Source organism: Streptomyces genisteinicus (genome assembly GCF_014489615.1).
Taxonomy (GTDB): Bacteria; Actinomycetota; Actinomycetes; order Streptomycetales; family Streptomycetaceae; genus Streptomyces; species Streptomyces genisteinicus.
This window is the reverse complement of the sequence record NZ_CP060825.1, coordinates 2,548,515-2,571,238: the sequence shown is the minus strand read 5'-3', so window position 1 is coordinate 2,571,238 and position 22,724 is coordinate 2,548,515. Positions and strand designations below refer to the sequence as shown.

The 22,724-nt window shown below is 72.5% G+C and carries 19 protein-coding genes and 1 tRNA gene; 3 read left to right on the top strand and 17 right to left on the bottom strand.

The window, feature by feature from the left end; genetic code table 11:
* Window position 1: 1 nt before the first annotated feature.
* A complete protein-coding gene (locus tag IAG43_RS11185; RefSeq protein ID WP_187740601.1) occupies window positions 2-1,318 on the bottom strand; it encodes an ABC transporter substrate-binding protein in 1,317 nt (438 codons plus the stop codon).
* 209 nt (window positions 1,319-1,527) lie between these two features.
* Between IAG43_RS11185 and IAG43_RS11180 the strand changes: the two genes are divergently transcribed.
* The gene (locus IAG43_RS11180) at window positions 1,528-2,580 is read left to right on the top strand and encodes a LacI family DNA-binding transcriptional regulator (RefSeq protein ID WP_187740600.1); all 1,053 of its coding nucleotides are present in this window, start codon (window positions 1,528-1,530) and stop codon (window positions 2,578-2,580) included.
* A gap of 108 nt (window positions 2,581-2,688) precedes the next feature.
* On the opposite strand, the gene IAG43_RS11175 is transcribed toward IAG43_RS11180, so the two are convergent.
* The 4 genes from IAG43_RS11175 to IAG43_RS11160 all read right to left on the bottom strand — a co-directional run bounded on the left by IAG43_RS11175 (window position 2,689) and on the right by IAG43_RS11160 (window position 5,537).
* Window positions 2,689-2,761 (bottom strand) — tRNA-His (locus IAG43_RS11175).
* 103 nt (window positions 2,762-2,864) lie between these two features.
* Complete coding sequence (gene orn, locus IAG43_RS11170) at window positions 2,865-3,476, bottom strand: oligoribonuclease (RefSeq protein WP_187740599.1); 612 nt, start codon at window positions 3,474-3,476, stop codon at window positions 2,865-2,867.
* Between the two features lie 210 nt (window positions 3,477-3,686).
* Window positions 3,687-4,889, bottom strand: a complete 1,203-nt coding sequence (locus IAG43_RS11165; protein WP_187740598.1) for a helix-turn-helix domain-containing protein — start codon at window positions 4,887-4,889, stop codon at window positions 3,687-3,689.
* Window positions 4,890-5,276: 387 nt separating this feature from the next.
* Window positions 5,277-5,537, bottom strand: a complete 261-nt coding sequence (locus tag IAG43_RS11160) for a hypothetical protein (RefSeq protein ID WP_187740597.1) — start codon at window positions 5,535-5,537, stop codon at window positions 5,277-5,279.
* 635 nt (window positions 5,538-6,172) lie between these two features.
* Between IAG43_RS11160 and IAG43_RS11155 the strand changes: the two genes are divergently transcribed.
* A complete protein-coding gene (locus IAG43_RS11155; RefSeq protein ID WP_187740596.1) occupies window positions 6,173-6,694 on the top strand; it encodes a universal stress protein in 522 nt (173 codons plus the stop codon).
* Window positions 6,695-7,145: 451 nt separating this feature from the next.
* A complete protein-coding gene (locus IAG43_RS11150) occupies window positions 7,146-7,718 on the top strand; it encodes a GPR1/FUN34/YaaH family transporter (protein WP_187740595.1) in 573 nt (190 codons plus the stop codon).
* Between the two features lie 103 nt (window positions 7,719-7,821).
* On the opposite strand, the gene glmS is transcribed toward IAG43_RS11150, so the two are convergent.
* The 12 genes from glmS to IAG43_RS11090 form a co-directional block, all read right to left on the bottom strand.
* Window positions 7,822-9,639, bottom strand: coding sequence for a glutamine--fructose-6-phosphate transaminase (isomerizing) (gene glmS, locus IAG43_RS11145; protein WP_187740594.1), 1,818 nt, complete (start codon window positions 9,637-9,639; stop codon window positions 7,822-7,824).
* 55 nt (window positions 9,640-9,694) lie between these two features.
* A complete protein-coding gene (locus IAG43_RS11140) occupies window positions 9,695-9,973 on the bottom strand; it encodes a hypothetical protein (protein WP_147986599.1) in 279 nt (92 codons plus the stop codon).
* 65 nt (window positions 9,974-10,038) lie between these two features.
* Complete coding sequence (locus IAG43_RS11135; protein ID WP_187740593.1) at window positions 10,039-10,935, bottom strand: DUF4429 domain-containing protein; 897 nt, start codon at window positions 10,933-10,935, stop codon at window positions 10,039-10,041.
* 196 nt (window positions 10,936-11,131) lie between these two features.
* The gene (locus IAG43_RS11130) at window positions 11,132-12,916 is read right to left on the bottom strand and encodes an IucA/IucC family protein (protein ID WP_187740592.1); all 1,785 of its coding nucleotides are present in this window, start codon (window positions 12,914-12,916) and stop codon (window positions 11,132-11,134) included.
* Window positions 12,913-13,461: a GNAT family N-acetyltransferase gene (locus tag IAG43_RS11125; RefSeq protein WP_187740591.1), complete on the bottom strand. Its 549-nt coding sequence runs from the start codon at window positions 13,459-13,461 to the stop codon at window positions 12,913-12,915. Before IAG43_RS11125 ends, IAG43_RS11130 begins: the two co-directional genes overlap by 4 nt.
* Complete coding sequence (locus IAG43_RS11120; RefSeq protein ID WP_187740590.1) at window positions 13,458-14,750, bottom strand: lysine N(6)-hydroxylase/L-ornithine N(5)-oxygenase family protein; 1,293 nt, start codon at window positions 14,748-14,750, stop codon at window positions 13,458-13,460. The genes IAG43_RS11125 and IAG43_RS11120 overlap by 4 nt, the downstream gene beginning before the upstream one ends.
* The gene (locus IAG43_RS11115) at window positions 14,734-16,176 is read right to left on the bottom strand and encodes a pyridoxal phosphate-dependent decarboxylase family protein (RefSeq protein ID WP_187740589.1); all 1,443 of its coding nucleotides are present in this window, start codon (window positions 16,174-16,176) and stop codon (window positions 14,734-14,736) included. Before IAG43_RS11115 ends, IAG43_RS11120 begins: the two co-directional genes overlap by 17 nt.
* 289 nt (window positions 16,177-16,465) lie before the next feature.
* On the bottom strand, window positions 16,466-17,302 hold the full coding sequence (locus tag IAG43_RS11110; RefSeq protein WP_187740588.1) for a siderophore-interacting protein: 837 nt from the start codon (window positions 17,300-17,302) through the stop codon (window positions 16,466-16,468).
* A gap of 2 nt (window positions 17,303-17,304) precedes the next feature.
* Window positions 17,305-18,339 (bottom strand): ABC transporter substrate-binding protein, encoded by a 1,035-nt coding sequence (locus IAG43_RS11105; protein WP_187740587.1) that lies wholly within the window; start codon window positions 18,337-18,339, stop codon window positions 17,305-17,307.
* Window positions 18,340-18,643: 304 nt separating this feature from the next.
* Window positions 18,644-19,804, bottom strand: coding sequence for an acyl-CoA dehydrogenase family protein (locus IAG43_RS11100; RefSeq protein ID WP_187740586.1), 1,161 nt, complete (start codon window positions 19,802-19,804; stop codon window positions 18,644-18,646).
* Between the two features lie 8 nt (window positions 19,805-19,812).
* A complete protein-coding gene (locus IAG43_RS11095; RefSeq protein WP_187740585.1) occupies window positions 19,813-20,754 on the bottom strand; it encodes a hydroxymethylglutaryl-CoA lyase in 942 nt (313 codons plus the stop codon).
* On the bottom strand, window positions 20,751-22,709 hold the full coding sequence (locus IAG43_RS11090) for an acetyl/propionyl/methylcrotonyl-CoA carboxylase subunit alpha (RefSeq protein WP_187744402.1): 1,959 nt from the start codon (window positions 22,707-22,709) through the stop codon (window positions 20,751-20,753). The genes IAG43_RS11095 and IAG43_RS11090 overlap by 4 nt, the downstream gene beginning before the upstream one ends.
* Window positions 22,710-22,724: the final 15 nt, after the last annotated feature.

Sequence of the window (22,724 nt, the reverse complement as noted above, 5' to 3'; positions counted from 1 at the left end):
GTCACAGGTCCAGGGCGTTGTCGATGGACTTCACGGCCGCTTCCCAGCCCTGCCGCGGCGTGCGGCCCCGCTGGTCGACCTGGAGCATGCCGACGTCCGAGAGGTTCTGCTGGATGATCAGGTCCTTCGGGCCCACGGTCTGCACGGGCACGTCCTCGGCGGCCCGGGAGTAGATCCGGCCGATGGGGGCGTCGCCGAAGTACGGGTGGGTGGCGCCGGACACGGCGGGCAGGCCGTAGGCCGCGCTCGCGCTCGGGAAGCTGCCCCGCTCGGCGAACATCCTGGCCTGCTGGGCCGGCGCGGTCAGCCAGGCGGCCAGCTTCGCCGCCTCCTCGGTGCGGGAGCCCGCCCGGGGCACGACGAGGAACGAGCCGCCCCAGTTGCCGGGCCGGGGCGCCGCGGCCACGTCCCACACGTCCTCGCCGGCCGGGCCGGCCTTGTCCTGGATGTAGCCGAGCATCCACGCCGGGCAGGACACGGTGGCGAACCTGCCGTTGGCGAAGCCCTGGTCCCAGGCCGGGGTGAACTGCTGGAGCCGCGCGGTCAGCCCCTCGGCGGCGAAGGAGGCGGCCAGGTCCCAGGCCGCGCGGACGGCCGGGTTGGTCTTGTAGACCACCTCGCCGTCCTCGTCGTAGTAGCGCTGGGGGCTGCTGCCGAGCACCGCGTTGAGCACGCCGGAGGCGGAGTCGGTGAACGCGGTGCCCTCCGGAGCCTTCTCCCGGTAGCGCTTCCCGGCCTCCAGGTACTTCGTCCAGTCGCCCGCCCAGAGCCTGCCGACGGCCTCGCGGTCGGTGGGCAGTCCGGCCTCGGCGTAGAGGTCCTTGCGGTAGCAGACGGCCTGCGGACCGATGTCGGTGCCGAGGCCGACGGTCCGCCCGTCGCCGGTGGTGGCCTGGGCCCACTTCCAGTCGAGGAAGTCCGTCCGCCGCACGCCCCCGGTCCGGGACAGGTCCACCAGCCGGTCCGCCTGGGTGGCGGTGATCTCGGCGATGTTGTTCACCTCGACGGCCTGGATGTCGGCGAGCCCGCTGCCGCTGCCGAGGTGGGTGAGCAGCTGCGGGTAGTAGTTCTCGTTCCGCTGGATCGAGCTCTGCCGGATGTGGATGCCGGGGTTCAGCCGCATGTACTCGTCGTAGAGCCCGGACTCCAGGAATCCGAACGAGCCGAAGACGCCGACCGTGATCACGGTCTTCCCCTCGGCGCTCCCCCCGTCGCTGTGGGTGCGGGCCCGTGGGGGCTCGGGTGGGTCCTCGGCACAGCCGGACAGGAGACCTGCGGCGAGTGCGGCGACGGCCACGAGGACGGCGGCCCTGCGCATGCGGCCTCCCCATTTCTGCGACGGTGCTGTGCCCCGGCCCGGCCCGCGGCGCTGTCGCGCGGGCGGGTGCCGTGGGGGCGGTGGTGTACGAACGGGTACGAGTATGTACCGAAAGGTTGGGAGCGCTCCCATTCGTCCCTGGGCGTGGCTCCCCGCGCCCGACACGTTATGTTCTCGGCCTGGGAAGTCTGGGGGAGGGGCGGGACGCGATGGCTGCGACGAACGGGACGGGGCACGCCGGGCGGGCCACCGGCAGGCCCACGCTGGAGCAGGTCGCCGCGCACGCGGGCGTCGGCCGCGGCACCGTGTCGCGGGTGATCAACGGTTCGCCCCGGGTGAGCGAGGAGACCCGGACCCTGGTCGAGGCGGCCATCGCCGAGCTGGGGTACGTGCCGAACCGGGCGGCCCGCGCCCTGGCGGCCAACCGCACGGACGCCGTCGCCCTGGTGGTGCCCGAGTCCCAGGACCGCTTCTTCGCGGAGCCGTACTTCTCCGACATCGTGCGCGGGGTCGGCGCGGGCCTGGCCGGGACCGGGATGCAGCTGCTGCTGACGCTGGCGCCGCAGGGCGGCGAGCGGGCGACGCTCGCCCAGTACCTGGCGGCCGACCGGGTGGACGGCGTGCTGCTCGTCTCCGTGCACGCGGGCGACCCGCTCCCGGACCAGCTGGCCGCGCTCTCGGTGCCGGTGGTGATCAGCGGCCGCCGCTCGGCGGACGAACCCCTCGCGGCGGTCGACTCCGACAACTTCGAGGGCGCGCGCGAGGCCGTGGCCCATCTCGCCGCCCGGGGCCGGCGCACCATCGCGACGATCACCGGCCCGCTCGACGTGTACGGCGCGCAGCGCCGGCTGGACGGCTACCGCTCGGCCGTCGCCGGAGCCGGTCTCGACGCCGACCCGCGGCTGACGGCCGCGGCCGACTTCTCCGAGGAGGGCGGGCGGCGGGCGATGCGCGCCCTGCTCGACGACAGGCCGGACCTGGACGCGGTGTTCGCGGCGTCGGACGTGATGGCGGCCGGAGCGCGCGCCACGCTGCGCGAGGCGGGCCGCAGGGTGCCCCGGGACGTGGCGCTGGTGGGCTTCGACGACTCGGCGGTGGCGCGGCACATGGACCCCGCGCTGACGAGCGTGCGGCAGCCGATCGAGGAGATGGGGCGCACGATGGCGCGGGTGCTGCTGGAGGAGATCGCCTCGCCGCCGGCCGCCGCCCGGCGCCCGCAGATCGTGCTGCCGACCCGGCTGGTGGTGCGGGACTCGTCCTGAGGGCCGCCCTGCCGTGCGCGGCCCCGCCCCGCGGGTGCCGGTCGCCCCGCGCGTGCGGCGGAACGCGCAGAGGGCCGGTCCGCGCTGCGGACCGGCCCTCTGCATCAGGGTGAGTGACGGGACTCGAACCCGCGGCATCCTGGACCACAACCAGGTGCTCTACCAGCTGAGCTACACCCACCATGACCGGTCGTTTTCCCGACCGGCCGAGAAAAAGTGTACAGGCTTCCGAGGGGTGCTCGCGCCACGGTTTCGTGGAGGGGTGCGCGGGGGGCCCGCAGGCCCTACGAGGCGGGTTCCGCGGGCAGGACGTGCCGGGCCGCGATGGCCCGCGCGGTCTCGGTGTCCGGCCCCGGCTGGGGGACGAAGACCGCCTCGCGGTAGTAGCGCAGCTCGGCGATGGACTCGCGGATGTCGGCGAGCGCGCGGTGGTTGCCGCTCTTCTCCGGGCTGTTGAAGTACGCCCGCGGGTACCAGCGGCGCGACAGCTCCTTGATCGAGGAGACGTCGACGATCCGGTAGTGGAGGTGGCCCTCCAGGCCGGGCATGTCACGGGCGAGGAAGCCGCGGTCGGTGCCGACCGAGTTCCCGCAGAGGGGCGCCTTGCCGGGCTCCTTGACGTGCTCGCGGATGTACGCGAGCACCTGGGCCTCCGCGTCGGCGAGGGTGGTGCCGCCCGCCAGCTCGTCGAGGAGCCCGGAGGAGGTGTGCATCTGCCGCACCACCTCGGGCATCGTCTCCAGCGCGGCGTCCGGCGGGCGGATCACCACGTCCACGCCGTCGCCGAGTACGTTCAGTTCCGAGTCGGTGACCAGCGCGGCCACCTCGATGAGTGCGTCGTCCGTCAGCGAGAGCCCGGTCATCTCGCAGTCGATCCACACCATGCGATCGTTCATGCGCCCTACCTTATGGGGCCGGACGCGCAACCGGCCGGGTCGTGCGCCTCCCGTTCCGCGGGTCCGGTTGTGCGGGTCCGGTTCCGCGGGTCCGGGAAACCGGGGGCGACGGGACGGCCTGCGCACCCGCGGGGCGCGCGGGACGCGCCTCGAACGCGGAAGCCGCGCCGTCCGCCCGGGTGGGCGGACGGCGCGGCTCCCGCGTCGGTCCTACGGCATGCTCCGCTGGCCCGGGAAGCCCGGACGCAGCGGGGAGCCCGTGTAGAACTCCTGGCCGGGCTTGCCCTGCTCCAGGTGACCGCCGCCCGGTCCCGGCACACCCACGCCGGCCGGTGTGCGCCGCATCCCGGCCTGGGACGGCACCATCGCGTCGGCGATCGGCGCGTGCCCCGGGTCGCCCTGGGGCCGCCGCGCGCGGTAGGCCGCCCGGTACGCGGCCGGGGAGGACCCCAGCTGCCGCCGGAAGTGGCCGCGCAGCGCGACGGGCGAGCGGAAGCCGCAGCGGCCCGCGACCTCGTCGACCGAGTAGTCGGAGGTCTCCAGCAACCGCTGTGCCTGGAGCACCCGCTGGGTGATCAGCCACTGCAGCGGCGCGGAACCCGTCAGCGAGCGGAACCGGCGGTCGAACGTCCGGCGGCTCATGTACGCGCGAGCCGCCAGCGTCTCCACGTCGAACTGCTCGTGCAGGTGCTCCAGCGCCCAGGAGACGACCTCGGCCAGCGGGTCCGAGCCGATTTCCTCTGGTAAAGACCTGTCGAGGTAGCGCTCCTGACCGCCGCTCCGGCGCGGCGGGACGACCAGCCTCCGGGCGAGTGCGCCGGCTGCTTCCGTGCCGTGGTCGGTGCGCACTATGTGGAGACAGAGGTCGATGCCCGCCGCGGTGCCGGCCGACGTCAGGACGTCCCCGTCGTCGACGAACAGCTCGCGCGGGTCCACGTGGACGGACGGGTAACGCTTGGCCAGCGTCGGCGCGTACATCCAGTGGGTGGTCGCCGGGCGGCCGTCCAGCAGGCCGGCGGCGGCGAGGACGAACGCCCCCGTGCACAGACCGACGATGCGGGCGCCCTCCTCGTGTGCCCGGCGCAGCGCTTCGAGCGCCTCGGGCGGTGGCGGCGAGGTGATCGACCGCCAGGCCGGCACCACCACGGTGCCCGCCCTGCTGATCGCCTCCAGGCCGTACGGTGCGGTGAGTTCCAGTCCGCCCGTGGTCCTGAGCGGACCCTCCTCGCCACCGGCCACCAGCAGGCGGTAGCGGGGAACTCCGGCGTCCTGACGGTCGATTCCGAACACCGAGAGCGGGATGGAACTTTCGAAAATCGGGCCGCCGCTGAACAGCAGCACGGCGACGACCTCCCGGCGCCGGCGGCCGGAGAGTTTCCGTGCTGCCTCCGGTGCGGCGGAGTCCTGACTCATGACGCTAAGCCCCCCTCGAAGTGCGCGTCTCCCCGTTCTTTGCGGGCCTTTCGCTCCTGCACTTTTCCCCTCGGTTCTGCACGAGTCCCCCGGCCTTCGATACCCATGATCGAATCTACTGGGTTCCGTGGCACCCTTGTGGCAAGTTCGGCATGCCCTGCTATGTCGACTTGGCAACTTGGCGCGATGCATTCGATCACGAAGCGTTGCATCCGAGGGGCCCGCAGGGAAGTGGATGAGACCGGCATGGCCCGTCCCCGTACGGCGCGAAACGGCCTCCGGAGCCCGTACTCCCTGGTGGCAAGGGGGTTTACCGGCCCTTTCCACAAGAAGCGGGTGGTGGCGAGAAGTTGGCTGAAAACCGTTGGTTGTGAGGGTGCGAATCCGTCAGGCGCCCGGCGTACCGTTCGCCCCCGCGCCCGCTCCCGCGCGCGCCCCCTCCCCGGCGTGCGCGCGGGCGGACGCGGACGCGGGTGCGGAGTCGGTCCGGTTCCGGGAGTGGTGCAGCAGCAGACGGCAGGCGCAGGCCACGAGCGCCGGCCCCAGCCACGCCGCGGCCGTGCCGGTGGCTGCCGTGCCGCCCGCGGACATGGCGTACGCGGCCGGGGCGACCGGCACCAGCAGGCAGGCGAACGCACCCCAGCGCACGGCGTGCCCCGCGGAGTGGGGGGAACGGGTCCCGGTGCGGGCCTCGCTCCGGCTCCCGGCCGGGCTCCCCGTGGCGGTCGCGGCCGTGACCGCAGCCGGGCTCCCGGCAGACCTCCCTGCAGACCTCCCTGCCGGGGCCGCGGTCCGGGGCAGTCCGGTCCGCTCGCCCGCCGGCGTTCGCGTCGGGCGTCCGGCCCGGCTGCCCGCTGGGGTTCCCGTCCGGCCGTCGGGGCGGGTGCCGCGGGGGCCGGCGGACGGCGGCCGTTCCGCGGGGGCCGCCGGAGCGGTGGCCGGGAGGACGTGGGCGGCGGCGGGCCGGGGTGCGGACACTCGGAGCTCCTGGGGCGCGTCGGGTGGGCGACTGGCCAAACGACCGGCCCCGCGCGCGGTCACTCTGCGCAGCCGTCGGACAGCGCACAGACAGCTGCATGGGCCACCTGCCATTGCCAGGGCGGGGCGGGCTCGTGCATGCTCCCTGGAACGCCGCGCATGAGGCGGTGGGACCTGGGCAGGAGAGGAGTGCAGCCGTACCCTTGGGGGTACGAGGCCGGGAAGGCGCTTCCCGGACGCCGCTCCGTCCCGCCCGCCGCGCACCTTCATTCCCTCACACGAGGACGTTCTTCGCCGAGACACCGATGGCCGGTCACGAGATCCCCGAACCCGCGGACCGCAAGCAGGTCGCCGACCCCCTGTCGGACCTGCAAGCGGCAGAAGAGTCATGTCACTCCTGCGATCCCGCCTTCCAGCACGGAGTCGTCGTCGGATTCGACGGTTCGACCTCCAGTGAGCGGGCGCTCGCCTACGCCATCGGCATGGCCTGCCGGTCGGGCTCGGGTCTGATCATCGTCCATGTCGCCAACCGGCTGCCGACCACCGTCTGGGCGGGCTGCGAGCCGCCCGTCTTCGTGGACGTCCCGGACCACCGCACCGAGGTGCTCGGCCTCGAGCTCGCCTGTGCCGACTATCTCAGCGAAGTGCCCTGGATCCTCGTCGAGCGCGGCGGCGACATCTGCCACGAACTGGAGGAGGTCGGCCGGGAGTACTCGGCCGACGCGATCGTGGTCGGTTCCACGCACGGCATCGTCGGCCGGATCTTCGGCTCCGTCGCCGGGCGGCTCGCGCGGCGAGCGCAGCGCCCGGTGATCGTCATCCCGTAGCGCCGGGGGCCGCGTTCGGCCCCGGCGCCCGCCCGTCCCGCTCCGGGAGCGGGGCGTTCCGCCGCCGGGTGCGGCCCCCCGTCCTTCCGTGCGCCGTGCGCCACGTGTGTGCCGCGCCCTTCGCCTGCCCGCGTGTGCCGCGCACCTCACCCCGCCCCCGTGCGTGCCGTTCCGTGCGCGCCCGCGTGCGCCTGCCCCAGCCCCGCCCTCCGCGTGTGCCGCGCCTTGCCCCGGCGGGCCGCCTCCGGGGCCCCGGAGGGGCGCCTCATCCGTCACCCCGGGCGCTCCGGTCCCCCTGGTGAGGCAGCGTCAACTCCCCCTGGAGAAAGGTGAATCCGGGTGCCTCCGCGAGGTTGGTTGTGCGCTTGTGAAGGGTACATATCGGTCGCTGGGTCAACAGCGCTTGGCAGCACGGTGCAGCACGACTGCACGGACACGAAGGGAGCCCGCCGTGGACAACGACGTCTCTGCGGGAAGCGCCGGATCGACCGCGACACTCGGCCGTCTCGCACTCGGACTGACTCTGCTGGCTTTCGGCGCCGGCGCGACCGGGGTGATCGACAACGTGGGTGCGGCGGACGCCGCGGCCGTCGCCACCTGGGTCGGCGGAGTCACGCTCTTCATCGTCGGACTGCTCGAATTCCGGGCGGGCGACGGCGCGTCGGGGACGGCGTACGCCGGTCTCGGGGCGTTCTGGTTCACCTGGGGCACCGGTGTGGGCTCCGAGGTGTCGGCCGAGGCCGCGGGCCTGTTCCTGCTGCTGTGGGCGCTGCTGGCGCTGACCCTGACCGCCGCGTCGTCGGGCACCGGGGTGCTCGGCCAGGGCGTCTACGGACTGCTCTTCCTGTCCCTGCTGCTCGGCGGCATCGCCGCCTTCGCGGGCAACGAGGGGCTCGCGAAGGCGGGCGGCTGGGTCGGCGCGGCCGCGGGCCTGCTCGCCTGGTACGGAGCGACCGCGGCGCTCGCCAAGTGGCCCACGTTCACCGGGCGTGCCGCAGGCCGGGGAGTGACGGCCACCGGCTGAGCGGCCCGAGGGCCGGCGCGCGGGGTCACGCGCCGGCGGCACGGAGAACGCCCCCTGCGCAGGCAGGGGGCGTTCTCGCGTCCTGTGCGGGCGACTGCCCGGACTACTCGACGGTGACCGACTTCGCCAGGTTGCGCGGCTTGTCGATGTCCCGGCCGAGGGCGAGGGCGGTGTGGTAGGCGAGGAGCTGGAGCGGGATGCCCATCAGGATCGGGTCCAGCTCGTCCTCGTTCTTCGGCACCACGATGGTGTGGTCGGCCTTCTCCTGCTCGCGGTGGGCGACGGCCAGTATCCGGCCGGAGCGGGCCTTGATCTCCTCCATCGCGGCGCGGTTCTTCTCCAGCAGCTCGTCGTCCGGCACGATCGCGACGGTCGGCAGCGCGGGCTCGATCAGGGCGAGCGGGCCGTGCTTGAGCTCGGAGGCCGGGTAGGCCTCGGCGTGGATGTAGGAGATCTCCTTGAGCTTCAGGGAGGCCTCCAGCGCGACCGGGTAGCCGCGCACCCGGCCGATGAACATCATCGACTTGGCGTCCGCGTACTGCTCGGCCAGCTTCTTGATCTCGCCCTCGGTCTCCAGGATCTCGCTGATCTGGCCCGGCAGCTTGCGCAGGCCCTCGATGATCCGGCGGCCCTCGGCGACCGACAGGTCGCGGATGCGGCCGAGGTGCAGGGCGATCAGCGCGAACGCGACGACCGTGTTGGTGAAGCACTTGGTGGAGACGACGCAGACCTCGGGTCCGGCGTGCACGTAGGTGCCGCCGTCCGCCTCGCGGGCGATCGCCGAGCCGACGACGTTGACGACGCCGAGCACCCGGCCGCCCTTGCGCTTGAGCTCCTGGACGGCCGCGAGGACGTCGTAGGTCTCACCGGACTGGGAGACGGCGATGTAGAGCGTGTCGGGGTCCACGACCGGGTTGCGGTAGCGGAACTCGGACGCGGGCTCGGCGTCCGCGGGGATGCGGGCCAGCGACTCGATGAGACCGGCGCCGATGAGACCGGCGTGGTACGAGGTGCCGCAGCCGAGGATCTTGACCCGGCGGATGCCGCGGGCCTCGCGCGGGTCCAGGTTCAGGCCGCCCAGGTGGACGGTGTTGAACCGGTCGTCGATGCGGCCGCGCAGCACGCGGTCGACCGCGTCGGGCTGCTCGCTGATCTCCTTGTGCATGTACGTGTCGTGGCCGCCCATGTCGTAGGAGGCGGCCTCCCACTCCACGGTCTCCGGGGTGGCGGTGGTCGTCGCGCCGGTGGTCGTGTAGGTGCGGAAGTCGTCGGCCTTGAGGGTGGCCATCTCGCCGTCGTCGAGGGTGACGATCTGGCGGGTGTGGGTCACCAGCGCGGCGATGTCGGAGGCGACGAACATCTCCTTGTCGCCGATGCCGAGGACGACCGGGGAGCCGTTGCGGGCGACGACGATGCGGTCGGGGAAGTCGGCGTGCATGACGGCGATGCCGTACGTGCCCTCGATCACCTTGAGGGCCTCGCGGACCTTCTCCTCCAGGGTGGTGGCCTGGGAGCGGGCGATCAGGTGGGTGATGACCTCGGTGTCGGTCTCCGAGAGGAAGACGATGCCGTCGGACTCCAGCTTGGCGCGCAGCTCGGCCGCGTTGTCCACGATGCCGTTGTGGACCACGGCGACCTTGTTGTCGGCGTCCAGGTGCGGGTGCGAGTTGATGTCGCTCGGCGCGCCGTGGGTGGCCCAGCGGGTGTGGGCGATGCCGGTGGTGCCGGCGAAGCGCTTGGGCACGCGGGCCTCCAGGTCGCGCACCCGGCCCTTGGCCTTGACCATCTTCAGCGCGGCGGCCTTGGGGCTGTTGATCACCACGCCCGCCGAGTCGTACCCCCGGTACTCCAGCCGCTGCAGACCCTCCAGCAGCAGCGGAGCCACGTCGCGCCTGCCGATGTAACCGACGATTCCGCACATAGAGACTTGCCCCTCCGTAGTTCAGTGGTGTGCTCGCCGCGGACGGCGGGCCGGCTCAGCCGTAGACCATGCGGCGCAGCTGCCGGAGCGAGAGCTCCGGCGGCGCCACGGCGCGGTGCGGCAGCTCGGCCGCGATGCGCTCGAAGATCTCGGCGTTCACCGCGCCGCCGGACTGGAGCTCGCGGTGGCGGCGGCGGACGAACTCCTCCGTCGTCTCGTCGAAGTACGCCAGCACGTCGAGCACCACCCGGGCCGCTTCGCCGCGCTGGAGCGCGGTGCTGCGCACCAGGTGGTCGACGAGGTCGTCGTGGGACGACGGGCGGTGTTCGAGCACCCGTAGATATTGGAGTGAGGAGAGGCCTCTTTGCAAGAATCCTGCCCGATTCCGGGCAGGCGCGGTCACATCCTTCGCAGGACCGCCGCTTTCGCGGTGGTGAACTCCTCCTCGGTGAGGATGCCCGCCGTGCGCAGCTCGCCCAGTTCCCGCAGCCGCCGCAGCAGGGTGTCGTGGTCGTCGCCGGCCGGCCCGCCGGACGCCGGGAGAGCCGGCTCGCCGGCCGCCGGGGGCAGGGCGGGGGCGGCCTCGGCGGGCGCGTAGGGGTGCGGCATCCGTGCCACCACGGCCGCGCCCAGCAGCGCCATCAGCGGGTCGTTCCGGAAGCCCCACAGCTCGACGGCGTAGGGGTCGTACTTCGGTTCCGGGCGCTTCCCGTTCGCCCAGGGGCCGCTGAAGCGCAGGAAGCCGTTCTCCAGCGACGCCGGACGCAGCCATTCGACGGCGCTCACCTCCGCCAGCGGCAGCGTGCGCGGACCGCCCGACCGCTTGGACTCCTCGGCCTGCCACTTCCACTCCAGCCGGACGCTCTCCCCGTCGAAGGTCGCCGTCCCGTCGCCCGCGGAGACGGTCAGCGGGACCGGGGGGCCCGCGAGCAGATAGGCCTCGGCCCGCCCGGACGGCACCTGGTCCAGCAGCAGTGCGGTGCGCACCTCGTCCACGAGGTACTCGGCGACTCCGGCGCGGTCGGCGTCCACGGTCAGGCGGTAGGGGTCGGACGCCTCGTCCAGCGTGCCGCCGGTGAGCTGCGTCAGGGGATCGGCGCCGTCCCGCAGGCGCAGGCGGAGCCGTCCCGACTTCCTGCCCGGCTCGTAGGAGACGCCGGCCAGCGCGCGTATCGGCACCTCGATCTCGCCGAGCGTGCGGCGGAGTCTGCCCACCCCCTTGTCGCTGCCGGGCACGATGCGCACCGTGTCCCCGTCGAAGGTCCAGGTCCCGTCCTTCTGGATGATTTCTGCCACGGGGGGATTCTTCCACCGGCACCGGCGCGGGGGAGGGGGCCCTCGGGACCCGACGGGCCCGGGCGGAGCCCCGTCGCGCCCGGGCAGAGCACCGGAGGGTGCTCCCGGGGACCGTACCCGGGAGCACCCTCCGGCCGACGGGGGTGCGCCACGTCCGGCCTGCCGTCCGGAGCCCGGCGGGCCCGGACGGCAGGGCCTACGCGGCGAACCGTGCGATCGGGTTCTCCAGCGTGCCGACGAACTGGAGCGCGGCCGACGGGTCGGCCAGGTCCACCATCTGCTGGTTGTTGCGCAGCTGGAGCCGGTTCAGGCAGGACAGCGCGAACTCCCCGGCGAACATGTCGTACTGGGCGAACCGGTCCGCGAACTGCGGCACCGACTCCTGGTAGCCCCGCACGCAGGCGGCGACCGTGCCCCAGAAGGCGTCCTCGTCCAGCACGTCCTCGGCGGCGAGCGTGGCGCCGAGGAAGCGCAGGAAGCAGTCGAAGACGTCGGTGAAGACCGACAGCAGCTTCGTCTCGTCCGGCACGTCGACGCGGATGCGCTCCACGGCCGGCGGGAGCACCGCGTGCGGGTCCATGACCGCGATCTCCTCGGCGATGTCCTTGAAGACCGCCCGGTCGACCGCGCCGCTCTCGTCGAGGACCAGGATCACGTTCTCCCCGTGCGGCATGAACACCAGGTCGTACGCGTAGAAGGTGTGCAGCACCGGCAGCAGGTAGGCGTCCAGGTAGCGCCGCAGCCACTCGGCCGGGGCCAGGCCCGAGCCGGCGATCAGCGCGCCCGCGAACGACGCGCCCTCGTGGTCGGTGTGCAGCAGGGCGGCCATGGTGGTCGCCCGCTGCCCCTCGCCGAGGGTGGGCACCGGGCTCTCGCGCCAGAGCGCGGCGAGCATCTTGCGGTACGGGGAGTACCGGTCGGTGGCGGCCTCGTACTCCAGGTGCCGGTAGCCGACCGCGGCGCACTCCCGGATGATCGAGAAGCGCGCGGAGCGCAGCACGTCGTCCCCGTCGATCAGCTGGGCCAGCCAGTCGTTGATGGCGGGTGTGGCCTCCATGTAGGCGGCCGACAGGCCCCGCATGAAGCCCATGTTCAGCACGGACATGGCCGTCTTCACATAGTGCTTCGACGGGTCGCTGGTGTTGAAGAAGGTGCGGATCGACTGCTGGGCGAGGTAGGTGTCGTCGCCCGTGCCGAGGTACACCAGGCGCTGCTGGGCGATCTCGGCGGCGAAGGTGACCGACAGCTTGTTCCACCACTGCCAGGGGTGCACCGGCATCAGCAGGTAGTCGTCCGGGTTCAGCCCCTGGTCGGCGAGGGTCCTGGCGAAGCCGTCGACGCATTCGTCGCCGAGTTCGGCGCGCAGGAACGTCTCGTACTCGACGCCGGCGCCCGCGGTGAAGGCGGCCCGGTCGCGGTGGGCGGCGAGCCACACCAGGTGGATGCCGGAGGCTGCCTCGGGGGCGTAGGCGTGGTACTCGTCGATGCCGAAGCCGAGCCGGCCGTTGTTGGCGACGAAGCAGGGGTGGCCCTCGGTCATCCCGGTCTCGATCGCCTGGAAGTCCGCCCGTGCCAGCTCGGCGGCGGTGATCCGGGGCTTGGCGGACTTGTAGGCGGTGCCGGAGAGGGTGGAGGAGATCTCCTCCAGGTAGACCGGCAGGATCTCGTCGCTGAGGCCGAGCGCGCCGCGCATCTCGATGACGAACCGGAGGGCGTCGAGCGGCAGTTCCGCGCCGTCGCGGTGGCGGGTGATCGAGTCGGCCTCCACCTGCCAGTGGTCGAGCGCGTAGCGCCGGGCGCGGAAGCGGTACTCGGTGGCGCCGTCGTCGCTGAGCACCCGCCAGCCGTCCGGGGCCGGTTCCGGGGCCAGCAGCCGTTCGTGGGCGAACTCGGCGAGTGCCTTGCGGATCAGCTGCCGGTTGGCGTCGGCCCAGCGGGCCGGGGTGAGGTGGGCGACGGGGTGGTGGGCGGCAGGGTTCATACGGCGGCTCCCGTGGCGGTGGCGAACTGTTCGCGGGTGCAGAAACTCAGCAGTGCCTCCTTCTCGGGTTTGACGATCTTCTCGGCGGCGACGAAGCCGACCGCCTCGTTGAGGCGGTGGACGGCGGCGTTGGAGACGTCGGGCTCGACGACCACGCGCCGGACGGCGGGGTCGGCGAAGAGCTCCCGCATCACCGCGGTGATCACGGCCAGGGTGAAGCCGCGGACGGGGGTGTCGGTCGGCGCGACCAGGAAGTGCATGCCGATGTCGCCCGGCTCGGGCTCGTACAGGCCCTCCAGCTCGACGTACCGCGGGTCGTAGCTCTCCATCAGGAAGGCGGGTTCGCCGTCGTGGAGGCCGATGAAGGCCTGGTGGTGCTCATGGGCGGCGATGCGCATGTACTCGCGCTCGATGTCCTCCAGCCGTGCGTCCTGCATCATCCAGAACGCGGCTTTCGGGTGGGTGATCCAGCGGTGCAGCAGCTCCGCGTCGCCCTGCGGGTCGAGCGGCCGGACGGTGAGGGCGCCGGGGACGGCGGGGGTCATACGGAGAACTCCTGGAAGGCGATCGACTTCTCCACGGCGTAGTACTCGCTGCCGAGCAGCTCGCGGATGATGTACGCGTTGCGGTAGGGGCCCATGCCCAGGTCGGGCGAGGTGATCGAGTGGGTGTGCACACCGGCGTTCTGGAGGAAGATCTCCCGGCCGGCGGTGTCGATCGAGTAGTTGCGGGCCACGTCGAAGCGCCCCTGGCCGTCGAGCCGGATGCGGTCGGCGACCGGCTTCAGGAAGTCCGGGGTGGCGTACTTGTATCCGGTGGCCAGGACCAGGCCCTCGGTGTCGAGGGTGTAGTCCTTGCCCTGCTCCTCCTGGCGCAGGCCGAGGGTGTACGTGCCGTCCTCGTAGGCCACCGTGTGCAGGGCGGAGTTGGTGAGCAGCCGGGTGGGGACCGGGCCGGAGAGGTTCTTCTGGTAGAGCAGGTCGAAGATCGCGTCGATCAGCTCCGAGTCGATGCCCTTGAAGAGGCCCTTCTGCTGGGACTCCAGCCGGTAGCGGGTGGCCTCCGGCAGCGCGTGGAAGTAGTCGATGTACTCCGGGGAGGTCATCTCCAGCGTGAGCTTGGTGTACTCCAGCGGGAAGAAGCGCGGGGAGCGGGTGACCCAGTTCAGCCGGTAGCCGTGGACGTCGATCTCCGACAGCAGGTCGTAGTAGATCTCGGCGGCGCTCTGGCCGCTGCCCACCAGGGTGATGGAGTCCTTCTTCTGGAGCGACTCCTTGTGCTCCATGTACCGCGAGTTGTGCAGCAGGTCGCCCCCGACACCGCGGCAGGACTCGGGCAGGTACGGCGGCGTCCCGGTGCCGAGCACGATGCGGCGGGCCGTGAATGCGTCGTCGGCGGTGCGCACCACGTACACCTCGCCCTCGGTGTCGTACTCGACGGAGGTGACGGTGGTGCCGAAGCGGACGCTGCTCAGCTTGCCGGCGGCCCAGCGGCAGTAGTCGTTGTACTCGACGCGCAGGGGGTAGAAGTTCTCGCGGATGTAGAACGAGTACAGCCGGCCCTTCTCCTTCAGGTAGTTGAGGAAGGAGTACGGCGAGGTGGGGTCGGCGAGGGTGACCAGGTCCGACATGAACGGCGTCTGGAGGTGGGCGCCGTCGAGGAACATCCCCGAGTGCCACTCGAAGTCCGGCTTCGACTCGATGAACAGGCCGTTCAGCGTGTCGATCGGCTCGGTCAGGCAGGCGAGGCCGAGATTGAAGGGACCGAGCCCGATCCCGATGAAGTCGTAACTCTCGCGGGCGTGCGTCCCACGGGCGTCAGGAAGCGTGGACAAGGTTCTCTCCAAGGAACTGCTCGGCGTGGCCGGCTATCAGGTCGAGCACGGCGGCGATGTCCGCGGTCGTGGTCTCGGGGTTGAGCAGGGTGAACTTCAGGTACTGGCGGCCCGCCACCTTGGTGCCCGCCACCACGGCCTCGCCGGAGGCGAACAGGGCCTTGCGGGCGTGCAGGTTGGCCCGGTCGACGAGGTCCGGGCCGGTGTCGGCCTCCGGGACCCAGCGGTAGACCAGGGTGGAGAGCTGGGGCTGGACGACGACGTCGTACCGCGGGTCGGCGGCGAGCAGTTCCCAGCCGGCCGCCGCGAGGTCGCAGACCTCGTCGAAGAGGCCGCCGACGCCGTCGGCGCCCATCACCCGCAGGGTCATCCAGAGCTTGAGCGCGTCGAAGCGGCGCGTGGTCTGGAGGGACTTGTCGACCTGGTTGGGGATCTTCTCCTCGATCGTCCGGCGCGGGTTCAGGTACTCGGCGTGGTACGTCGCGTGCCGCAGTGTGGCGGCGTCGCGGACCAGCAGCGAGGAGGAACTGACCGGCTGGAAGAAGGACTTGTGGTAGTCGACCGTCACCGAGTCGGCCAGCTCGATGCCGTCGAGGAGGTGCCGGCGGGTGGGGGAGACCAGCAGCCCGCAGCCGTAGGCGGCGTCCACGTGCATCCAGGTCTCGTACTGGCGGGCGAGCGCGGCGATCCCGGGGAGCGGGTCGATGGAGCCGAAGTCGGTGGTCCCGGCGGTCGCGACGATCGCCATGGGCACCAGGCCCTCGCTGACGCAGCCCATGAGCTCGGCTTCGAGGGCCACGGTCTGCATGCGCTTGGCGCGGTCGACGGGGACGGAGACGACGGCCTCCGGGCCGAGGCCGAGCAGGCTCGCGGACTTCTGGACGCTGAAGTGGCTGCACTCGGAGGCGAAGATGCGCAGTTTCGACAGGTCGGTGGTCTTGGCCTCCTGGCGGGCGAGCAGCAGCGCCTGGAGGTTGGACTGGCTGCCGCCGGAGGTGAAGACGCCGTCCGCGGCGGGGCCGAGGCCGGCGCGGGCGCACGTCCAGTCGATGAGCTTGCGCTCGATCAGGGTGCCGCCCGCGCTCTGGTCCCAGGTGTCCAGCGAGGAGTTGACGGCGGAGAGCACCGCTTCGCCGAGCACGGCGGGGATCACCACCGGGCAGTTGAGGTGGGCGAGGTAGCGCGGGCTGTGGAAGTAGACCGCGTCGCGCAGGTACACGTCCTCCAGCTCGTCCAGGGCGGCGGAGGCGTCCGCGAGCGGCGTGTCCAGGTCGACCGCCGCGATCACCGGGGCGAGCCGGTCGGGGGTGACACCGGTGAACGGCCGCCGGGTGGAGGCGAGTTTGGCCGCCACGCGCTCGACCCCTTCGGTCACGGAGCGCCGGTAGTGCTCCGCCGTCGTGTCGTTGAGCAGGTGCGAGCGCATGGGGTTGCCCTCCTGGGTGCGGGGACGTGATCGCCTCTCGGGGACAGGAGAGGGGGAGTGAGCGGCGATTTACTTAGGCGAGCCTAACCTAAGTTTGATCTCGTGCCGCCTTCGGGACGGGCTCCCGGATGTGCCTTTGTTCACAGAAAGCGTGAAAGGTCAAGTTCCGCCCGTGAAGCGGGTGTTCAGCGCCGTGCGACGGGGTGGCAGGGCGACGGGGCGACGGGACCCGCCCCGGACCGCGGGGGCCGGGGCGGGGCGGCAGGCGGCCGGAGGGCTCCGGCGCGGGTCACTCGGATTCCGGCTGCTCGCGCAGTCCGTCCTCGCTCAGGCCCTGCTTCCAGTACCCGACGAAGGTGATCCGCCGGCGGTCGACACCGCGGTCGTTCACCAGATGCCGCCGCAGCGCCTTCACGCTGCCGGACTCGCCGGCGATCCAGGCGTACGGCACGCCCCCGGGCAACGCGGCCGCGGACACCGCCGCCAGGGCGGACGGCGCCCCCTGGTCCCGGACCAGCCAGGTGATCTCGGCGTCCGCGCGGGTCGCCAGGTCCAGCCGGTCGTCCGCGTGCGGGACCTCCAGCCACACCTTGGCGGGCATCCCCTCCGGCAGCCACTCCAGGATGGCCGCGGCGGCCGGCAGGGCGGTCTCGTCGCCCCACATCAGCACCCAGTCGGTGTCCTCGGGCGGACGGCAGCGCACCGCCGTGTTGTCGGCGACGGCCGGCCCCAGCACGGTGACCCGGTCACCGGGCGAGGCGGCGAGCGCCCAGCGGCACGCCGGGCCGCCGTCCTCGTGCACGGCGAAGTCGATGTCCATCTCCCCGTCCGCCGGCCGCTGCTCGCGGACCGTGTACGAACGCATCACCGCGCGCTCGCCGTCGGGCAGCGCCCGCCAGGCGCCCAGGACCGCGTACATGTCGCCCGCGTCCGTGGGGACGACCGGCGCCGGCTGCCCGGGGTGGGGGAGGAACAGCGACAGGGACTGGTCCCGGCCGCCCGCGGCGAAGCCGGCCAGCTCCTCGCCGGTGAAGGTGACCCGGATCAGCGACGGGCCGAGCCGCCGCGTCCGTGCGACCTCGATGCCGAAGAAGCGGAACGGGGCGGTCCCGGCCTGCGTCGTCATGGTCAGGAGACCTTCTTGGCGTTCTCGATCGCCTCGGCCAGGTCCTCCAGCAGCGGCGCGCACTTGGCGTAGGAGTAGATCGGCTCGGTGACCCGGGCGGCGACCTGGCCGGCCTTGACGGCGGGCAGCTGCGCCCAGGTGGGCTTGGCCTTCTTGAGGTCGGCGTCCTGGAGGGTGCCGGTGCGGTTGTCGAGGATGATCAGGTCGGCCTCGTACTTGCCGGCGTTCTCCCAGCTCAGCTCCTCGAAGAAGCCCTGGGCGTTGGGCTTCGGCTCGACGAACTTCACGCCCAGCTCCTGGAAGTAGAGCGTGTCGGCGGACATCTTCGGCACCGAGACGTAGAAGAGGTCCTGCGAGCCGGAGCCGATGAGCACCTTGAGGTCGGGCTTGGACTTCGCGGCCTTGCGCAGGCGCTCGGCGGCGGCCTCGAAGCGCGCCTTGGCGTCCGTGACCTTCTTGTCCTTCAGGTCGGCGCCCAGGGACTCGGCCAGCTCGGCGCGGCGGGCGAGGGCCTTCGGCATGGTGGTCTCGGCGGCCCACAGGGCGACGCTGGGCGCGAGGCCCAGGATCTTGTCCTTGGACTCGTCCGGCACGTACCAGAGGGCGTCCTTCTGCCACATGTCCGTGATGAGCAGCTCGGGTGCGAGGCCCGCGTACTTCTCGACGTTGAACTCGCCCCAGACGTTGCCGAGGATCTCCAGCGAGTCGATGTTCATGTCGCCGGCCTGGACGTCGGGCTTGCCGTCGGCCGTCTTGGTCGGGCCGAAGACGCCCTTGACCTGGACGCCGTAGTCGTACAGGGCGGCGGCGGTGCCGGTGAAGGCGACGATGTTCTTCGGGACGGCCTTCTGCTCGGCGGTCTGGCCGCGGTCGTCCTTGAAGGTCCAGGGGCCCGACGGCTTGGCCGCATCGGTGCCGGTCCCGGAGCCCTTCTCGTCCTCCGTGCCGCAGGCCGCGAGCGCGACGCCGAGCCCGAGGGCGCCGCCGGCGGCGAGCAGGCCGCGGCGAGTGAGGTGGGAAGCTCGGGCGTTGGGCATGAGGGTGTCCACTTTCGTACGCGCAGGATTCGGCCATGAGGTCGGTTTCGAAGGAAGGTTAGCCTAACCTCAATGGTTGTCCATGGCCGGGGGACGATCATTCCCGCGAATCAACGTGATCTCGCACACGTGAGCGTCCAGATCCCGCCAACGGCACCGTGCGGCCCCGCCGCCCGTCAGCCGCACTCCTGCCCGGTCCGGTCACGGGCCACACCGGTGCGCGGCCCCGGATTCCCGCCCGGAACGCACCGGTGCGCGGCCCCGGAAGCCGGGGCCGCGCACCGTGTGCCCGGGTGCCGGGACGTCAGCCGGTGAGGCCCAACTCCCGCGCGATCAGCATCCGCTGCACCTCGCTGGTGCCCTCGCCGATCTCCAGGATCTTGGAGTCGCGCCACATCCGGGCCACCGGGTACTCGTTCATGAAGCCGTAGCCGCCGTGGATCTGGGTGGCCTCCCGGGCGTTGTCCACCGCCACCGTCGACGAGTACAGCTTGGCCAGCGCGGCCTCCTTCTTGAACGGCTCGCCCAGGACCAGCCGGGACGCCGCGTCACGCCAGCCGATCCGCGCCATGTGGGCCCGCATCTCCATGTCCGCGATCTTGAACTGGATGGCCTGGTTGTCGCCGATCGGGCGCCCGAAGGCGTGCCGCTCTTTGGCGTAGCGGACGGACTCGTCGACACAGCCCTGCGCCAGGCCGGTCGCCAGCGCCGAGATCGCGACACGGCCCTCGTCGAGGATGCGGAGGAACTGCGCGTACCCGCGGCCCTCCTCGCCGAGCAGGTTCGCCAGCGGCACCCGCACGTCGGTGAAGGAGAGCTCCCGGGTGTCGGAGGCGTTCCAGCCGACCTTGGAGTAGGGCGCGGCCACCGTGAAGCCGGGGGTGCCGGACGGCACGATGATCGAGGAGATCTCGGGGCGGCCGTCCGCCTTGCGGCCGGTGACGGCGGTGACGGTCACCAGACCGGTGATGTCGGTGCCGGAGTTGGTGATGAAGCACTTGCTGCCGTTGATCACCCACTCGTCGCCCTCGCGCACGGCCGTCGTCCGGGTGCCGCCCGCGTCGGAGCCGCAGTCGGGCTCGGTCAGCCCGAACGCGCCCAGCATCTCGCCGGAGCACAGCCGCGGCAGCCATTCGCGCTTCTGCTCCTCGGTGCCGAAGCGGTACACCGGCATGGCGCCCAGCGAGACGCCCGCCTCCAGGGTGATGGCCACGGACGAGTCGACCCGGGCCAGCTCCTCCAGGGCGATCCCGAGGGCGAGGTAGTCGCCGCCCATGCCGCCGTACTCCTCCGGGAACGGCAGCCCGAACAGGCCCATGCGGCCCATCTCGCGGACGATCTCGTAGGGGAACTCGTGGCGCTCGTAGAAGTCGCCGATCTTGGGCGCGACGACGTCGTGCGCGAACTCCTCGACCGTGCGGCGGAGTTCCTCGTGCTCGGCGGAGAGCCGGTGGTCCAGGGACATGGGGACGTTCACTCCTTGTGGGAGAGGGCGCGGACGGTACGGGAGGGGCTGGGACGCCCCAGCTGTTCGGCCATCCACACGCTCGTGGCGGTGAGCCGGCCGAGGTCGACCCCGGTCTCGATGCCGAGGCCGTCGAGCATCCACACGAGATCCTCGGTGGCCAGGTTTCCGGTGGCGCTCTTCGCGTACGGGCAGCCGCCGAGGCCGCCCGCCGAGGCGTCCACCACGGACACGCCGTGCCGGAGCGCGGCGAGGGTGTTGGAGAGCGCCTGGCCGTAGGTGTCGTGGAAGTGGACGGCGAGCCGGGAGACCGGCACGCCCTCCTCGCCCAGCGCGTCGAGCAGCGCGGTCACGTGTCCGGGCGTGGCGACGCCGATGGTGTCGCCGAGGCTCAGCTCGTCGCAGCCCATCTCCGCGAGCCGGCGGCACACCCCGGCGACCTGGGCGAGGGGCACGGCGCCCTCCCACGGGTCGCCGAAGCACATCGACACGTAGCCGCGCACCCGCAGCCCGTGCTCGACGGCCCGGGTGACCACGGGCTCGAACATCGCGAGCGCCTCGTCGACCGTGCGGTTGAGGTTGGCCTTCGCGAAGGACTCGGTGGCGCTGGCGAACACCGCGACCTCACGCGCCCCGAGAGCCAGCGCCCGGTCCAGCCCGCGGCCGTTGGGCACCAGCACCGGCAGCCGCACCCCGGGCAGACCGCTCACCATCGGGAACAGCTGCTCGGCGTCGGCGAGCTGGGGGACCCACTTCGGGTGGACGAAGCTGGTCGCCTCGACCGTGGTGAGCCCGGCGCCGGCCAGCCGGCGGACGAACTCCGCCTTGGTCTCCACCGGGACGACGGCGGACTCGTTCTGCAGGCCGTCGCGGGGGCCGACCTCGTGGATGCGGACGCGTGCGGGCAGGCCGGGGGCCGGCACGGTCATGGGCAGGGCGGAGGCGGTCATGCCGGTCCCCCGTCCTCGGCGCCGGCGTCGTCGGGGACGACGACCGCCAGCACCTGGTCCATGGCGACCGTCGAACCGGCGACCACGTCCAGCTCGGTGACGGTGCCCGCGTGCGGGGCGGAGATGACGTGCTCCATCTTCATCGCCTCGACCACCAGCAGGCTCTGGCCCGCCTCCACCCTGTCGCCGGCGGCGACCTTGACCACCGTCACCGTGCCGGGCATCGGCGCCGCCAGGGTGTCCGCCCCGGCGTGCGCGGCCCCGGAGAGCGACGCCTCGACCGGGTCGTGGTCCAGAACCTGCCAGCAGTCGCCGTCCCGGCCGAGCCAGGGGCCGGCGCGGTGGAACGTGTGGGTGACGCCGTGGAGTTCGACCGAGACCGCGTACTCGTCGACCCGCCGGGCGGCGCCCGGGTGCGCGGTCCGCGTCACCGGGTCGTGCCCCGGCACCCGCAGCGGGAAGGCGAGCGGCGCGGGACGGCCGCCCATCCGCCAGCCGCTGGGCACCGAGAACGGGTCCGTCCAGCCGCCCGCCCGGGGCGCGAGCGCCTGGGCCCGGACGGCCGCGGCCGCCTCGTACACCTCGTCCGGAACCCCCTCCGGGACCAGCGAGGGCGCCTCGCGTTCCACCAGCCCGGTGTCCATCTCGCCCGAGACCACCGCGGGGTGCGCCAGCAGCCGGCGCAGGAACCCGGCGTTGGTCGGGACGCCCAGGGTGACCGTGTCGGTGAGCGCCGCCCGCAGCCTGCGCAGCGCGGTCGCCCGGTCGGGGCCGTAGGCGATGACCTTGGAGAGCATCGGGTCGTACAGGCTGCCGACCTCGGTGCCCTCGGTGAGACCCGAGTCCGTGCGCACGCCGTCGCCCTGCGGCTCGCGCAGGCGCAGCACCGTGCCGCCGGACGGCAGGAAGCCGCGGGACGGGTCCTCGGCGCAGATCCGGGCCTCGACGGCGTGGCCGGTGAGGGTGACGTCGTCCTGGGCGAAGCCCAGCGGCTCGCCCGCCGCCACCCGCAGCTGCCACTCCACCAGGTCGAGCCCGGTGACGAGCTCGGTGACCGGGTGCTCGACCTGGAGGCGGGTGTTCATCTCCATGAAGAAGTACTGGGACGGGTCGGTGCCCGGGACGATGAACTCCACCGTGCCCGCGCCCCGGTAGCCGCAGGAGCGCGCCGCCTGGACGGCGGCCTCGCCCATCGCGGCCCGCGTCGCCTCGTCCAGCAGGACGGACGGCGCCTCCTCGATGATCTTCTGGTGGCGCCGCTGGAGCGAGCACTCCCGCTCGCCGAGGTGCACCACGCGGCCGTGGCCGTCCGCCAGCACCTGGATCTCGATGTGCCGGGGGCGGTCGATCCACCGCTCCACCAGCAGGGTGTCGTCGCCGAAGGAGGCCCGCGCCTCGCGCCGGGCCGCCGCGATCTCGTCCATCAGCGCCGACTCGGCCCGGACCAGCCGCATGCCCTTGCCGCCGCCGCCCGCCGAGGGCTTGAGCAGCACCGGCATGCCGATCTCCCGGGCGGCGTCGGCGAGTTCCCCGTCGGTGAGCCCGCTGCCCGACGAGCCGGGGACCACCGGCACACCGGCGGCGCGCACGGTCTCCTTGGCGCGGATCTTGTCGCCCATCAGCGAGATCGCGGACGCCGGCGGGCCGATGAAGACCAGCCCGGCCTCCTCGCACGCCGCGGCGAAGCCCGCGTTCTCCGCGAGGAATCCGTAGCCCGGGTGGACGGCCTGGGCGCCGGTGCGGGTGGCCGCGTCGAGCAGCCGGTCCACGCAGAGGTAGCTCTCCGACGCGGGCGGCGGGCCGATGCGCACGGCGGTGTCGGCCTCGCGGACGTGGCGGGCGTCGGCGTCCGCGTCGCTGAAGACGGCCACCGAGCGCACCCCCATGGCGCGCAGCGTGCGGATCACCCGGACCGCGATCTCGCCGCGGTTGGCCACCAGAACGGTGTCGAACATCGTCATCGTGGAAGG

What these genes read in the sequence shown, in the direction of transcription:
- IAG43_RS11185 (WP_187740601.1), bottom strand. Translation starts at nt 1,318, where the DNA reads ATGCGCAGGGCCGCCGTCCTCGTGGCCGTCGCCGCACTCGCCGCAGGT.
- IAG43_RS11180 (WP_187740600.1), top strand. Translation starts at nt 1,528, where the DNA reads ATGGCTGCGACGAACGGGACGGGGCACGCCGGGCGGGCCACCGGCAGG.
- orn (WP_187740599.1), bottom strand. Translation starts at nt 3,476, where the DNA reads ATGAACGATCGCATGGTGTGGATCGACTGCGAGATGACCGGGCTCTCG.
- IAG43_RS11165 (WP_187740598.1), bottom strand. Translation starts at nt 4,889, where the DNA reads ATGAGTCAGGACTCCGCCGCACCGGAGGCAGCACGGAAACTCTCCGGC.
- IAG43_RS11155 (WP_187740596.1), top strand. Translation starts at nt 6,173, where the DNA reads ATGGCCGGTCACGAGATCCCCGAACCCGCGGACCGCAAGCAGGTCGCC.
- glmS (WP_187740594.1), bottom strand. Translation starts at nt 9,639, where the DNA reads ATGTGCGGAATCGTCGGTTACATCGGCAGGCGCGACGTGGCTCCGCTG.
- IAG43_RS11130 (WP_187740592.1), bottom strand. Translation starts at nt 12,916, where the DNA reads ATGAACCCTGCCGCCCACCACCCCGTCGCCCACCTCACCCCGGCCCGC.
- IAG43_RS11125 (WP_187740591.1), bottom strand. Translation starts at nt 13,461, where the DNA reads ATGACCCCCGCCGTCCCCGGCGCCCTCACCGTCCGGCCGCTCGACCCG.
- IAG43_RS11115 (WP_187740589.1), bottom strand. Translation starts at nt 16,176, where the DNA reads ATGCGCTCGCACCTGCTCAACGACACGACGGCGGAGCACTACCGGCGC.
- IAG43_RS11110 (WP_187740588.1), bottom strand. Translation starts at nt 17,302, where the DNA reads ATGACGACGCAGGCCGGGACCGCCCCGTTCCGCTTCTTCGGCATCGAG.
- IAG43_RS11105 (WP_187740587.1), bottom strand. Translation starts at nt 18,339, where the DNA reads ATGCCCAACGCCCGAGCTTCCCACCTCACTCGCCGCGGCCTGCTCGCC.
- IAG43_RS11100 (WP_187740586.1), bottom strand. Translation starts at nt 19,804, where the DNA reads ATGTCCCTGGACCACCGGCTCTCCGCCGAGCACGAGGAACTCCGCCGC.
- IAG43_RS11095 (WP_187740585.1), bottom strand. Translation starts at nt 20,754, where the DNA reads ATGACCGCCTCCGCCCTGCCCATGACCGTGCCGGCCCCCGGCCTGCCC.
- IAG43_RS11090 (WP_187744402.1), bottom strand. Translation starts at nt 22,709, where the DNA reads ATGTTCGACACCGTTCTGGTGGCCAACCGCGGCGAGATCGCGGTCCGG.